A 13,127-nucleotide genomic window follows, 5' to 3' on the forward strand; every position below is an offset into this window, starting at 1 on the left:
CTCTTGCCATAGATCCTCAACGTAGCCCGCTATCGCCGCATCTTTCGCCGCTCGTTATACCACCCCAACCCCAGCGAAACGACAAACAGCCCCACAAAAATCAAAAACACCACCCACAGCGGCTGGGTCATGCCGATGAGAAACTGCAAGGGCAGCCGCGGCAGCGGCACCGCATGAATCAGCAGCAAATGTACCACATACAGCAGCAGCGATTCACGGCCCGCCAGTCGCAGCCAGCCGGTAGCAGCACTGAGGCGGTCCGCCACGCAGGCCACCAGCACAGCGGCCATCATCACCCAGCCGAGACGTTCCAGAAAGAACTCCGGCTGCCCTCCCTGCCATGAATACGGCAGCACAAAAGCCAGAAGCGCGCCCAGAATGAAGCCCCCCCCCGCATGGCGATCCACCGTGCCGTTCCAAAGCCACCGCGTCAGAAATCCGGCGAGCCCGAAACCCACCCACGGGAACAGCGCAAAGAGTGAACCCTGGTTGCGGTTGAAATACTGATCAATCAACAGCACCCCCGTGTGCCAGCTCTCCGCCGACTTTTGCAGCCCCACAAAGAAGACCAGCATCACGACCACCACCACCTGCCGCCAACGGCCAAATCGCTCCGCCAGCAGCATCAGCATCCCGCTGATGGCCAGACAGTGCAGCACATTGACCGTGCACGCCGCAGGCCACCCCTGTGCATGAAACAGATCCAGCCACGGAACATACATCAGGTAGCCGATGAGCAGCACCATCAGCAGCCTTTTCAAGGCAGGCAGCGCAGGCTTTGGCGCCGCCGATGTCACATGCGCCCGCACAAATCCAGCGATCCAGAAAAACGCCGGGGCGATCAGTCCGTGATAATAGGTAAGCTCGTGATACCACCCCGTATGCTGCAGCCGGGCGTCGAGAAACGTGTTTGCCGAATGCGTCCAGACCATGCCCAGCACGGCCAGACCACGGAAGAGATCGAGCCACAGGAGGCGTTTGCTAGGAAAAGACACGCGCTAAACTAACTAAATTGTTTCCGTTCACAAGATGTCACTCCGATGTCCGTTGGTTACAGCTTTCGTTCCCAACCATGAAGTCAGCCATCCTGCTCTCCCTCCTTATCGCAAGCTCCGTGCCTGCCGCCGAAGTCTTTGAAGCCGCGCTCGGCCGCGAAGCCGAACTTCCCAAGGGCAAGGAGGCAGACGGCATCTTGGGCGACTTCGTTCTCCGCAGCGACAAGGTCGAGGCCGTGATCTCGCAGAACTCGCCCAATCGCAAGGCGAACATGAGCACCTTCTACGGTGAGGACGGCGTTACCCCAGGCTGCCTCTATGATCTCACCCTGCGCGGTGCCAACAACGACCAGCTCGTCGTCTATGGTCCCTGCGGCCACGGCCCCGTGAGCTATGTGAAAATCCTCGACTCAAAGGAAAAGAGCGAGGCCGCCGTGGAATCCGTCACCACCGCCGCAAAGAACGGCGGTGTATATAAGAGGCATGAATACCGCGTCCAAGACGGCACGCAGGGCATCTTCATCACCACCACACTGCGCAACGAAACCGACAAGCCGCAAAAGGTCTTCACCAAATCGGACCTCACTCGCTTTGATGTCACCGGCATGACGACGGACGGCATCTTCTGGACCGATGCCATCAATCCCGCCCACAAGTGCGGCTACGCCGTCGGCACACTCAACGTCACCGGCGCGGAAAAAGTCGAAGACACCATGGAGCTCGCGCCCAAAAAGGAAGTCGTCATCTCACGCTTCTTTGCCGTCGGCACATCCCCTGCGCAGGCCGTTGGTGAGTTCCGCTCTGTCAAAGGCGTCAAACTGGGGAGCGTGGACGGACTGATTCTGGATGCCAAAAACAAGGGCATCACCACAGCCAGGATCGTGGTTCCCGAGGGTGCAAAAGGCATTCCAGCCTACCCCGATGACGAAGGCAAATTCAGTCTCAAACTGCCGCAAGGTCCCGTGGAATTGCAGATTGAAGACCTGGGACGCACTCAGGCCAAGATGGCTATCACGGTCGGTGAAGGCGCGGCACTCACCCCCAAAGTGATCCTGACGGACGCCGCCCGCATTCGCTTCGCCATCTCCGACGAATCCGGCAAACCCATCCCCTGCAAAGCGCACTTCGCCCCCCTCGACCAAGATGCACCCAAACTGGATTTCGGCCCCAAATGGCGTGCGCATGGCTGCGTGGATCAGTACATGAGCGAAGACGGTCAGTTCACCCAGCAGCTGCCACCCGGCAAATATCGCGTCGTCGTGGTGCGTGGCCCTGAGTACTCGCATCTGGAGCAGGAAGTCACCGTCGAAGCTGGCAAAGAGTCCGTCTTCAAAGGCACACTCAAGCGCGTGGTCGATACCAAAGGCTGGATCAGCGCCGACTTCCACAATCACAGCACCCCTAGTGGTGACAACGTCTGCGACACGGACGGCCGCATTATCAACATCGCCGCAGAAAACTTGGAATTCACTCCCACCACCGAGCACAACCGCTTTTACGACTGGGAGCCCACCATCAAGGCACTCGGCCTCGAAGCCCACATCAAGACCGTCAAAGGCGTCGAGCTCACTGGCAGCCGCCAGCATCTCAATGCCTTCCCCTTTGAGCCCGATCCCCTCAAGCAAAACGGCGGTGCGCCTGATTGGAATGACGACCCACGCATCACCGTCCTCACCCTGCGCCGCTGGCAGACCGAGCGCGCCGACCGCTGGATTCAGTTCAACCACCCCGACCTCTCCAACATGTTCGTTGACCGCGACAGCGACGGCATTGCAGACGGCGGCTTCGTCGGTGTTGGCAGCATGATCGATGGCACCGAATCCCAAAACGGCGCAGGCACAGACATCCTCGCAGACGCACCCTTCCGCCTCAGCCGCCCGGCGGGCTCTCTGGCCATGAAGGTCAGCGCCGTTCGCGAGTTCGTCTGGCGTCAGCTTTTGAATCAAGGCCTGCGCGTCACCGCCGTCGGTGTGGCAGATGCTCACTCCGTCTATGGCAATGGTGTCGGCTGCTGGCGCTGCTACCTTCCCAGCAGCACCGATGAACCCGCCAAGATCGACTGGGCTGAACTCTCCCCACATGCCAAGGCCGGCCACCTCGTGCTGAGCACCGGCCCCTTCCTCGAAGTCACCACGCAAAACGGCAAGATCGCCGGAGATGATGACCGCTCCACCGGCGGCATCGATCTCAAAGTGCGCGTGCAATGCACCGACTGGATGGACATCGACCGCGTGCAGGTTCTCGTCAACAGCCGCCCCGATCCCAAACTCAATTTCACCCGCGCATCCCACCCGCAGATGTTCAAGGACGGCGTGATCAAGTTCGACGAGAAAATCCACGTGCCGCTGCAGCAAGACGCCCATCTCATCGTCGTCGCCATCGACGAGGACGGCGACCAAAAAATCGGCTACGGCACCAGCGACTACGCCAAGATCCGCCCCTGCGCCTACAACAATCCCATCTACGTCGATGCCGACGGCAATGGCTTCACCCCCAACGGCGACAACCTCGGCTTCGAACTCCCCACAGGAGGACTCAAGGTGGATGCCGTAAAAGAGAAACTCATGAAAGCCGGCTTGATCAAAGACGGCCCGCAACCTGCTTCTCCGACTCCAGCAGCACCACCCGCAGCCGAACCGAAGAAGAAAAAGAAGAATTAATGCCCCACGCCTCCTCCCTCCTGGCAAGCGCCACCGCCGCCGCCGCGAAAGCCTACGCCCCCTACTCGCGCTTTCAGGTCGGCTGTGCGTTGCTCACGGCGCAGGGCAATCTCTTCACCGGCTGCAATGTCGAAAATGCGAGCTATGGCCTGACCATCTGCGCGGAACGCAACACCATCTTCCGCGCTGTCGCAGAAGAGGGCCCCAGCATGAAAATCGCCGAACTCGCGGTGATCGCCATCGGGCATGAGTTCCCTCCCTGTGGGGCCTGCCGTCAGGTGATCGCAGAATTTGCATGGCCGGACACGTCCATTTGGTTTCTGCGCGATGGAAAACCAGTGGCAATGACGATGGCGGAGTTGCTGCCGGCGAGCTTCAGGATATGAGTGCGCCCGCATGACTCTCCCTCCTTCCGTTTCACTCATTGAAGAACCCGCAGGTTATCCCATCCTCGTCATCGAGCATCCCGCTGCGTCGGGTCGCATCGCGCTAAACGGAGCTCACGTCACCGATTGGATTCCCGAAGGACACGACCCCGTGCTCTTCATGAGCGCCGATGCGCTGCTGGAAACTGGGAAGCCCATCCGCGGTGGCATTCCCGTCTGCTGGCCTTGGTTTGGCCCAAACCCCACGGACAGCAGCAAGCCAGCCCATGGCTTTGTCCGCCAGATGTTGTGGGAGGTCGATGTGGCGCGTGAGACCACGGCAGGGGTGGACATCGTTCTCAAGCTGTCTGATTCCGCTGCCACGAAAGCCCTCTGGCCGCACGCTTTTTCAGCCAGGCTGCACGTCCACATGGGGGCCTCGCTGCAAGTGACGCTGCAAGTGACCAATACCGACTCCGCCGCCTGGACCATGACCGGCGCGCTGCACACTTATTTCAATGTAGAAGACGTGCGCAAAGTCGCCATCCATGGCCTGCATGGCACGCAGTACGTCGAAGGCCGCCTGTCACCCGACAAACGCCCGCAGCACGGCACCATCGTCATCGATCAGGAAGTGGACCGCATGTACATCTCCGACGCCACCGTCATCGTGCATGATCCGCTCTGGAAGCGCGAACTCGTCATCGAAAAAGCCGGCAGCCTCGCCACGGTGGTGTGGAATCCGTGGATCGAAAAATCCAAGCGCCTCGCCGATCTTCCCGATGAAGCCTACCCCGAGTTTCTCTGCATCGAAGCCGCCAACGCTGGCGAGGATGTCGTCACCGTGCAGCCTGGCCATGAGCATCTGCTGATGCAGCGCATCGACGTGAGGAAATTGTAGCTCCCTGTGGCGCTGAAAGCCACACAACGCGCCAATGACGAATGAATGTCGATGATCCTATGAGCGAAGGCATTTAAGACATTCGGATTTTCTTCATCATTCGTCATTCGGGTTTCGTCATTTGCTCAATCCACCCCGTTGCTTGACCCCGCTCCATGCCTCGCCATGTCTTGACGCGTGTCTGAGGGTCCTCCATTGATCGACCGGGTTCGTTTGCGCTCCAACCAGTGGCGCAAGCTGCGCTCCATCGTGCTCAATCTCGCCACCACGGACAGCTTCTACGGCAAGAAGATCCGCGAATGGCAGCTCAAAGTAAGCCGCCTCAATCGCGTGGAGGATTTCATCGCGCAGGTGCCCTTCACCACCAAGGCGGACATTCAGGCAGACCGCCTCGCGAACCCGCCCTTCGGCACCAATTTGACCCGGGCCATCAGCCAGTACACCCGGTTCTGCCAGACCAGCGGCACCAGCACTGGCGTCCCCATGGCCTGGGTGGACACTCCCGAAAGCTGGGATGCCATGCTCAAGTGCTGGCAGCGCGTCTTCGATGCCGCAGGGCTCGTCAAAGGCCGCGACCGCATCTTCTTCGCCTTCTCCTTCGGCCCGTTCCTCGGTTTTTGGACGGCCTATGAAGCAGCCGCAAAAGACTACCTCATCATCCCCACTGGCGGCATGTCCAGCCAGGCACGCCTGGAGGCCATGGCCCGCTATGGCGCCACGGTCCTCTGCTGCACTCCCACTTATGCACTACGGCTGGGCGAACTGATCGGCGCCCCCTCCGGCGTGGAACGCATGGGCCTGCGCATCAACAAGATCATCGTGGCAGGTGAAACCGGTGGCAGCGTGCCCGAGGTGCGCAAACGTCTGGAGGAACTCTGGGAAGCCCGCATCTTTGATCATCACGGCATGACCGAGGTCGGCCCCGTCAGCTACGAGACGGAAGACATGCCACGGCAGCTTGTGGTCATGGAGGAGGCCTACCTTGCTGAGATCGTGAATCCTCAAACAGGCGAGGAAGTCGCCGACGGCGAATGCGGCGAGCTGATCCTCTCCACGCTGGACCGTACCGCCTGCCCGCTGCTGCGCTACCGCACCGGCGACTGGGTGAAAAAGAAGCTCCATCGCGGCAGGTTGATGCTGGACGGCGGCATCCTCAGCCGTGTGGACGACATGATCGTCGTGCGCGGCGTGAACATCTATCCCAGCGCCATCGAAGCCGTGGTGCGGCAGTTCCCTGAAGTGGTCGAATACATGGTCGAACAGCGCAAGGTGGATGCCATGGACGAGATCGAACTGGTCGTCGAAATGGACGGCAATGTGGCGAAGCCGCTGCTCAAGCGTCTCGAAGCCAAGCTAAAAGACACCTTCTCGCTTCGTATTTCAGTGCGCCTCGCCGAGCCCAACACCCTGCCCCGCCATGAGTTCAAAGCGAAGCGCTGGCGCATCGTTCAAGCAGCCTGAACCATCCGCAAGCGGGCCGAATAACGAAGCTACAGTGACAAACTAGGCATAATGGATGCCTCATTTTCCCGCTGTTCATCTGCCACAGCTTGTTTACGCTCATCCCATGCCACTCATCCAACTAACCAACGTTTCCAAATCCTACACCGACCCTGGCAGCGGCGCTCAGGTGCCCGTGCTGCGCGGCATCAATCTCAGCATTGAAGCCGGTGAATCCGTGGCCGTCGTCGGCCCCTCCGGCTGCGGCAAGAGTACCCTGCTCAACATTCTTGGCACGCTCGATCTGCCCGATTCCGGTGACATCACGTTTGATGATCAGGCCCTCACCAGCCTCACGGCTCAGCAGCTTGCCGCCGTGCGCAGTCAAAAAATCGGCTTCATCTTCCAGCTGCATCATCTCATGCCTCAGTGCTCCGTGCTGGAGAATGTGCTGCTCCCCACGCTCGCCCTGAAATCACCTCCCGCAGATGCTTTGCAGCGCGCCGAGTCCCTTCTCGAACAGGTAGGGCTCAAGGACCGCATGGACTGGAAGCCCGCGCAGCTCTCCGGCGGCGAACGCCAGCGCGTGGCTTTTGTACGCGCACTGATCAATCAGCCACGACTCATCCTTGCCGATGAACCGACCGGCGCTCTCGATGAAACCAGCGCCGACACTTTGACCGACCTGCTGCTCCAGCTTCAGAAAAGCAGCGGCGTCACGCTGATCATGGTCACCCACCACCGCGCACAGGCAGACCGCATGGGCCGTGTGCTGACGATTCACGAAGGCGCTCTGCAATGAAACTCACGGATTACGTCCTCCAGTCCGCACGTCATTACTGGCGTGGCCATCTGGGCCTCCTCTTCGGCACCTTCCTGGCCGCCACCATTCTGACCGGCTCCATGCTCGTGGGTGATTCCGTGCGTGCCAGCCTGGAGCGCGTGGCGGCCCTGCGACTCGGCAAGGTGGAAGGCGGCATTCTCGGCGGAGACCGCTGGTTCACCGAAACCCTGGCACGCAAAACCAATGCAGCCCCCGTCATCATCGCCACCGGCGCGGCGAGTGCAGCCAATGGCAAGGTGCGTGTTAATGGCGCTCAGGTTCTAGGCGTGGACGCCAGCTTCTGGAAGCTCAGCACCAGTTCCAGGGACATCGCCTTTGATAAGTCCGCCGTGGCCATCAATGAACCGCTCGCGCGCAAACTCGGAGTGAAAGCTGGCGACACCATCCTCGTGCGCCTTGAGCGCCCCAGCGCCATTTCGCGCGATGCCCCCCTCTCCGGCAGCACCAATCAAGACATCTCCCTCCGTCGCACCATCGCAGCAGTCGTCAGTGCGGAAGACTTCGGTGCCTTTCAGCTCACCGCCTCGCAGGTGCCGCCAGACTCGGTTTTTGTAAACCTCGCCGATTTGCAAACCCAGCTCGAAATGGATGGCCGGGTGAATGCCCTTCTTCATCCGCAGTTCAACACCCTGCGTGCGCATGTGGAAGAACATCGCACCCTCGAAGATTTCGCACTCAAACTCAAACGCCTCGAAGGCGCGCAGAAGGACTGGGAGATCAGCACCAGCCGCGTGTTCCTGGACCGCAGCATCGCGGACAAGCTCGGCGAATTCAAAGGTGCCTACGGTGTGCTCACTTATCTGGTCAACGGCATCACTTCCAAGCAGGGCGGCACCCCTTACTCCATGGTCACAGCGACCGGACACGGCAAGGATGATGAAATCACCATCACCCAATGGCTGGCCGATGATCACAAACTCGCGGTCGGCGATGAACTGGAGGTCAAATACTTCGTGGTAGGTCTCGGTCGAGATCTCAAGCAGCAGTCCGCGAAGTTCAAAGTCGCGAAGATCCTTCCCATGGATGATCCCATGGTCACCAAGGCCTGGACTCCCGATTTCCCCGGCGTCTCGGACGTGGACAACTGCCGCGACTGGGAGCCCGGCATCCCCATGGACATGAAGGCCATCCGCGACAAAGACGAGGCCTACTGGGATGAATTCAAAGGCACCCCCAAGGGCTTCATCACCCTGGCTGCCGGTCAAAAACTCTGGGCCAATCGCTTTGGCAAGCTCACCGCCATTCGCCTGCCGAATGAAGGCCAGACCATGGAGGCAAAGTCAAACGCACTCGCCCTGCGCCTGCAGCTTGCAGACATCGGCTTGGTGCCGCGTGATTTCAAACAGGATGCCGGAAACGCCGCCAAAGGCAGCGTGGACTTCGGCGGCCTCTTCATCGGTCTCAGCATGTTTCTCATCGCGGCCGCTCTCGTCTTCGCCGCGCTGCTGTTCCTGTTCACCCTTGAGCGTCGCGCCCCGCAGATCGGCCTGCTACTGGCCGTGGGCTGGACTCGTGGCATGGTGCGCCGCGCCTGGCTTCTGGAGGCAGGCGTCATCGCCACAGCAGGCGTTTTGCTCGGTGTCTTTGGCGGCATGTTTTACACGCAAACCGCGCTGCACGGACTCTCCGCCATCTGGACCGGCGCCACACAAGGGCTGCCCCTCATCTTCAGCGCCAGCTTCGCTACCATCTTCAATGCGGCGCTGGCCACGCTGGTCGTGGTGCTGCTCACCCTCGGGTGGGCCAGTCGGAAACTCTTCAAAATTCAGGCGCGTGACCTGCTCGCCGGATCTTGGAGCGATGACCTCGCGCCGGTGCAGAAAAAGCATGGCAGCAAACCGATGCTCATTCTCGCAGTCGTCGCGCTGGCTCTTCTTGCCTCCGGATTTGTGCTGAAAAATCCCGAAGCCGTCGCGGGCATGTTCTTTGGCTCCGGCATGCTGATGATGATCGCCGGCCTCCTCTTCCTTCGCGGCTGGATGCGGCGGGACAGCGGCACACTCGCTCGTTCCCTCCGGCAGATCGGCCTGCGCAATATCTCCCGCCGCCCTTCCCGCAGCCTCGCCGTCATCGGCATGATGGCAGGTGGCATCTTCCTCGTGGTGGCAGTAAACGCCTTCCGCATGAGCGCAGGAGACACCACCGCACGCGATTCCGGCACCGGCGGCTTTGCCCTCATCGGCGAATCGTCGCTTCCAGTGTATGAAGACCTCAATGTGAAAGCAGGCTGGGACGCCTTCGGCCTCGATGAAAAGCTCATGCCGCAGGCCCGCGTGGTGCCCTTCCGCGTGCGCGATGGCGATGACGCAAGCTGCCTGAATCTCAACCGCGCCCAAAAGCCCGTGCTCGTCGCTGCAGATCCGGCCAAACTCACCGGCACCTTTGCCTTTGCATCAGGCTCCTGGGAGAATTTGAAACAGCCGCCCTCCGACTCTGAGGGTGCAATTGATATACCTGTATTGCATCCCATCCCCGCCATCGCCGATCAAGCCACCGCCATGTGGGGCCTCGGCAAAGGCGTGGGCGATACGCTGGACTACCAAGACAGCTCCGGAAACACCTTCCAGGTGAAAATCGTCGGCCTGCTGGCGGGTTCCATCCTTCAGGGAAAGATGATCATCACCGAAAAAGACTACCTCTCCAAGTACCCCGATGCCGCCGGCTACCGCTTCTTTTTGGTCGATTCCAAGCCTGAGCAGTCAGCCGAAATCGCCGCCCATCTCACCCGCCAGCTTGAGCAGCGTGGCCTCGCCTTGGAGCCCACGCGCCAGCGGCTGGAGCTGTTCCTCAGCGTGCAAAACACCTACATCGGCATCTTCACCGTCCTCGGCGGTCTCGGCGTTCTGCTGGGTACCGCTGGCATCGGCGTCCTCATCGCCCGCCATGTGCTGGAACGCCGCGGCGAGCTCGGCCTCATGCAGGCCCTCGGCTTCCGCGCCGGAGCACTGCGTAGCATGATCATGGGAGAGCACAGCCTCCTGCTCGTCCTCGGCCTCATTCTCGGCGTCGTCACCGCCTCACTCGCCGTGCTTCCTCAACTCATCGAACGCGGCGGCAGCCTGCCCCTCACCTTCCTCGTCGAGCTCATCGTCGCCGTCCTCGGCTTCGGCCTCATCATCTGCGCCATCGCCGTAGCCACCGCCGTGCGCGGCACCCTCACCGATTCCATCCGTCGCGAGTAAGATTCACACAGCCCCCAAGGAGAGGCACTTGCCAAGTGCCTCTGGTTCAGATCCCCTCCCACTTAACCATTGCCAATCGGCAGTTCTCAGAACAAACATCGAGCGTCCCTCATCCTGACTCTCCATGCTTTTCTGGACGCACATCTTCGACCTTCTGGCCAAACTCGCGGGCATGTCCCTCACCATGGCGATGTTCCTGCTCAGTGTGCCCAATCCACCGGCCAAGGGACATCCTCTTCTCTTTATCCTCTGCTTCCTCGCAGGGATCCTCATCTGGTGGTTTGCCCTGCGGCCCCTGTCCTCGTGGCTGCATGCACGGCTGCGGCTAGGTGCACCGCTTTCATGGGCGCAGGCACGGCGGGCATCCATGCTGTTTTCACCCGTGCGCGATATGCTGCACTGGCATCCCATGTGGGAGGTGCGCCAGTTGCCGGCACAAACACGTGTGGCCGCGATTGAAGAGTTCATGGACCAGTTGCAGGCCGCACACGAGGAAAAGGCTGCCCGCCTGCGGGCAGCCCCTGCGCTGAGTCACGCCTTCCGCTGGCTGCAATGGGTGGTGCTGGCTGTCGCGGTTGTGCTTACCTTTGCCAATCTTCCGCCAGCCTCCTGGGTCTCCGAGTTTCAAGCACACATCCTCGATGGAGCCTACCATCCAATTCTAACATTCCTCATCGTAGCACTGCCTGTGGCAGGTATCCTCCGCTGGCTGGAGCACGCCACTGCCCCGAGCAATGTCACGGTCGTCAGCAATCCGCTCTCAGCCAATGAGACTGAGACACCACTGGCTGCGATGTCTCCTAATCCATCAACCACGATCAATCCTCCCGTGGAGAAAGTGCAACTCGATCCCAACGATCACTCACGCTTCGCGCCGCCCGATTCGCGGAGGCCAAATGGGTAATAAGGACGCTGCATTCCGCTGCTTCACAGGCACCTCTCATCGCGGGTGCAGCATTATGGTCACACCGAAACACACCTCCGCAGAATCCGAAATCCTTTCCGTGTATTCTGTGTGTTCCGTGGTTGATCAAATCCGCCCCCTCAGCGTCCCCTGCACAGCATTGCCAAAATCTGCCCATCCCTGCACGAAGAGCCGTGCGCCACACCTTGCACTCTGCGCCGCGCACGCTCCTATATAAGCAGTGAACCCCGCGCTCAACGACCCCGACTCTCCCTTCGATCTCGCCCTCCGCCCGGCGGATTTCTCCGAGTTCCACGGCCAGACCAAGGTCAAAGAACAGCTCCTCGTCATGGTCGAAGCCGCCAAGATGCGCGGCGAGTCTCTGGACCACGTCCTCCTCTGCGGCCCGCCCGGCCTGGGCAAGACCACCCTCGCCAATCTCATCGCCAACGCCATCGGCACCAAGCTCCACACCACCAGCGGCCCGCAGATCGATCGCGCGGGCGATCTCGCCGGCATCCTCACCAATCTTCAGGAACGCGACGTTCTCTTCATCGACGAAATCCACCGCCTGCATCCCAGCATCGAGGAATACTTGTACCCCGCCATCGAAGACTACCGCCTCGACATCATCATCGATCAAGGCCCCAAGGCGCGCACCATCCGCATCGATCTCCCGCCCTTCACCCTCGTTGGTGCCACCACCCGCGCCGGCATGCTCACCGCGCCGATGCGCTCCCGCTTTGGCATTCCCAACCGTCTCGACTACTACACCGCCGAGGAGATCCAGCACATCCTCATCCGCTCCGCACGTTTGATGAACGTCGCCATCGAGCCCGAAGGCGCGCATGAGATCGCCCGCCGCTCCCGTGGCACGCCGCGTATCGCCAATCACCTCCTCCGCTGGGTCCGCGATTTCGCCCAGGTCAAAGCTCAAAACATCGTCACCGAAGACGTCGCCCGCCAGGCCCTCACCATGCGCGACATCGACGAATCCGGTCTCGACGAAATGGACACCCGCATCCTCGAAGCCATCATCGGCAAGTTCGACGGCGGCCCCGTTGGCATGGGCAGCGTCGCCGTCGCTGTCGGTGAAGACACCAGCACCCTCGAAGACGTGCACGAGCCCTACCTCGTCATGCAAGGCTACCTCAAACGCACCCCCCGCGGCCGCGTCGCCATGCCCGCCGCCTACCGCAAACTCGGCCTCATGCCTCCGACCACCGGGCAGACGGAGTTGTTTTAAAGGCCTGTAAGTGGCCCGCCTTAGCACCCGGTCATCTATCATTCAGCATCCTTCCCCATGTGGCGCGAACTCACCACCCTCTGGCAGAGCATCTGCGACCCCGAGTACCTCCATCTGCTGCTGGAGCCCCTGCCCCTGTACGGGCTTGGGATCGGGCTGACGTTTCTGATCGTCTCCTTCATGTTCGGTGAGGCCAAGTGCCGCATGCTCGCACTGGCCATCATCGGCGTCTCCTGCGCTAGCGTCTGGCCTTACATCGATCTGCGCGACAAGGCCACCCCCCGCATCCTTGCCACCCGCTCTCCCGATTTCGCACCGCTGATTCAGGAGCAAACCCAACGGCGCAAGGATTGGGCATGGCCCTACTATGTGATGTCGCTTTGCAGCCTCGCCGCCCTCGCCGCATCGCGTTCTCCCAAAAGCCGGCTGCTGGTATTTTCCGTCGTCATCTTCGGCGCGCTGCTCTTCTGGTTCAGCATCTGGATGCACAAGAAGGAGTGCGAGGTCTACCACCGCAACATCGTGCGGTTCGTGCCTGTGCGGTGAGTGCTTGCTATTGCTTCGCTCCCGGATGCGTTTGTTGGCTTTTC

General features: G+C 60.8%; 10 protein-coding genes. 9 read left to right on the forward strand and 1 reads right to left on the reverse strand.

The annotated features are described in order from the left end of the window. Positions 1-29 precede the first annotated feature (29 nt). Positions 30-995, reverse strand: coding sequence for a heparan-alpha-glucosaminide N-acetyltransferase domain-containing protein (locus AC24GY_RS15935; RefSeq protein ID WP_487684951.1), 966 nt, complete (start codon positions 993-995; stop codon positions 30-32). A 77-nt stretch (positions 996-1,072) separates the two neighbouring features. On the opposite strand from AC24GY_RS15935, the gene AC24GY_RS15940 reads away from it, so the two are divergent. From AC24GY_RS15940 to AC24GY_RS15980, 9 genes are all read left to right on the forward strand, one after another. Then, on the forward strand, positions 1,073-3,655 hold the full coding sequence (locus AC24GY_RS15940) for a CehA/McbA family metallohydrolase (RefSeq protein WP_487684954.1): 2,583 nt from the start codon (positions 1,073-1,075) through the stop codon (positions 3,653-3,655). Beyond that, positions 3,655-4,041, forward strand: a complete 387-nt coding sequence (cdd, locus tag AC24GY_RS15945; protein ID WP_487684957.1) for a cytidine deaminase — start codon at positions 3,655-3,657, stop codon at positions 4,039-4,041. The genes AC24GY_RS15940 and cdd overlap by 1 nt, the downstream gene beginning before the upstream one ends. Before the next feature lie 10 nt (positions 4,042-4,051). After that, positions 4,052-4,921: a D-hexose-6-phosphate mutarotase gene (locus AC24GY_RS15950; protein WP_487684960.1), complete on the forward strand. Its 870-nt coding sequence runs from the start codon at positions 4,052-4,054 to the stop codon at positions 4,919-4,921. Positions 4,922-5,098: 177 nt separating this feature from the next. Next, complete coding sequence (locus tag AC24GY_RS15955; protein WP_487684963.1) at positions 5,099-6,382, forward strand: phenylacetate--CoA ligase family protein; 1,284 nt, start codon at positions 5,099-5,101, stop codon at positions 6,380-6,382. A 106-nt stretch (positions 6,383-6,488) separates the two neighbouring features. Further along, a complete protein-coding gene (locus tag AC24GY_RS15960; protein WP_487684966.1) occupies positions 6,489-7,163 on the forward strand; it encodes an ABC transporter ATP-binding protein in 675 nt (224 codons plus the stop codon). After that, on the forward strand, positions 7,160-10,387 hold the full coding sequence (locus tag AC24GY_RS15965) for an FtsX-like permease family protein (RefSeq protein ID WP_487684968.1): 3,228 nt from the start codon (positions 7,160-7,162) through the stop codon (positions 10,385-10,387). The genes AC24GY_RS15960 and AC24GY_RS15965 overlap by 4 nt, the downstream gene beginning before the upstream one ends. Before the next feature lie 124 nt (positions 10,388-10,511). Further along, complete coding sequence (locus tag AC24GY_RS15970; protein ID WP_487684971.1) at positions 10,512-11,291, forward strand: hypothetical protein; 780 nt, start codon at positions 10,512-10,514, stop codon at positions 11,289-11,291. A gap of 241 nt (positions 11,292-11,532) precedes the next feature. Beyond that, entirely contained in the window at positions 11,533-12,537 is a 1,005-nt protein-coding gene (gene ruvB, locus AC24GY_RS15975) for a Holliday junction branch migration DNA helicase RuvB (RefSeq protein WP_461527109.1), read from the forward strand. Positions 12,538-12,594: 57 nt separating this feature from the next. Next, positions 12,595-13,083, forward strand: coding sequence for a hypothetical protein (locus AC24GY_RS15980; protein ID WP_487684976.1), 489 nt, complete (start codon positions 12,595-12,597; stop codon positions 13,081-13,083). The last annotated feature ends 44 nt before the right edge of the window (positions 13,084-13,127 follow it).

This window comes from Prosthecobacter sp. Pr1, from assembly GCF_057652315.1.

Excerpts from the sequence above, each read along its gene's own strand:
- AC24GY_RS15940 (WP_487684954.1), top strand. The coding sequence starts at position 1,073 with ATGAAGTCAGCCATCCTGCTCTCCCTCCTTATCGCAAGCTCCGTGCCT.
- cdd (WP_487684957.1), top strand. The coding sequence starts at position 3,655 with ATGCCCCACGCCTCCTCCCTCCTGGCAAGCGCCACCGCCGCCGCCGCG.
- AC24GY_RS15950 (WP_487684960.1), top strand. The coding sequence starts at position 4,052 with ATGACTCTCCCTCCTTCCGTTTCACTCATTGAAGAACCCGCAGGTTAT.
- AC24GY_RS15960 (WP_487684966.1), top strand. The coding sequence starts at position 6,489 with ATGCCACTCATCCAACTAACCAACGTTTCCAAATCCTACACCGACCCT.
- AC24GY_RS15965 (WP_487684968.1), top strand. The coding sequence starts at position 7,160 with ATGAAACTCACGGATTACGTCCTCCAGTCCGCACGTCATTACTGGCGT.
- AC24GY_RS15970 (WP_487684971.1), top strand. The coding sequence starts at position 10,512 with ATGCTTTTCTGGACGCACATCTTCGACCTTCTGGCCAAACTCGCGGGC.
- AC24GY_RS15980 (WP_487684976.1), top strand. The coding sequence starts at position 12,595 with ATGTGGCGCGAACTCACCACCCTCTGGCAGAGCATCTGCGACCCCGAG.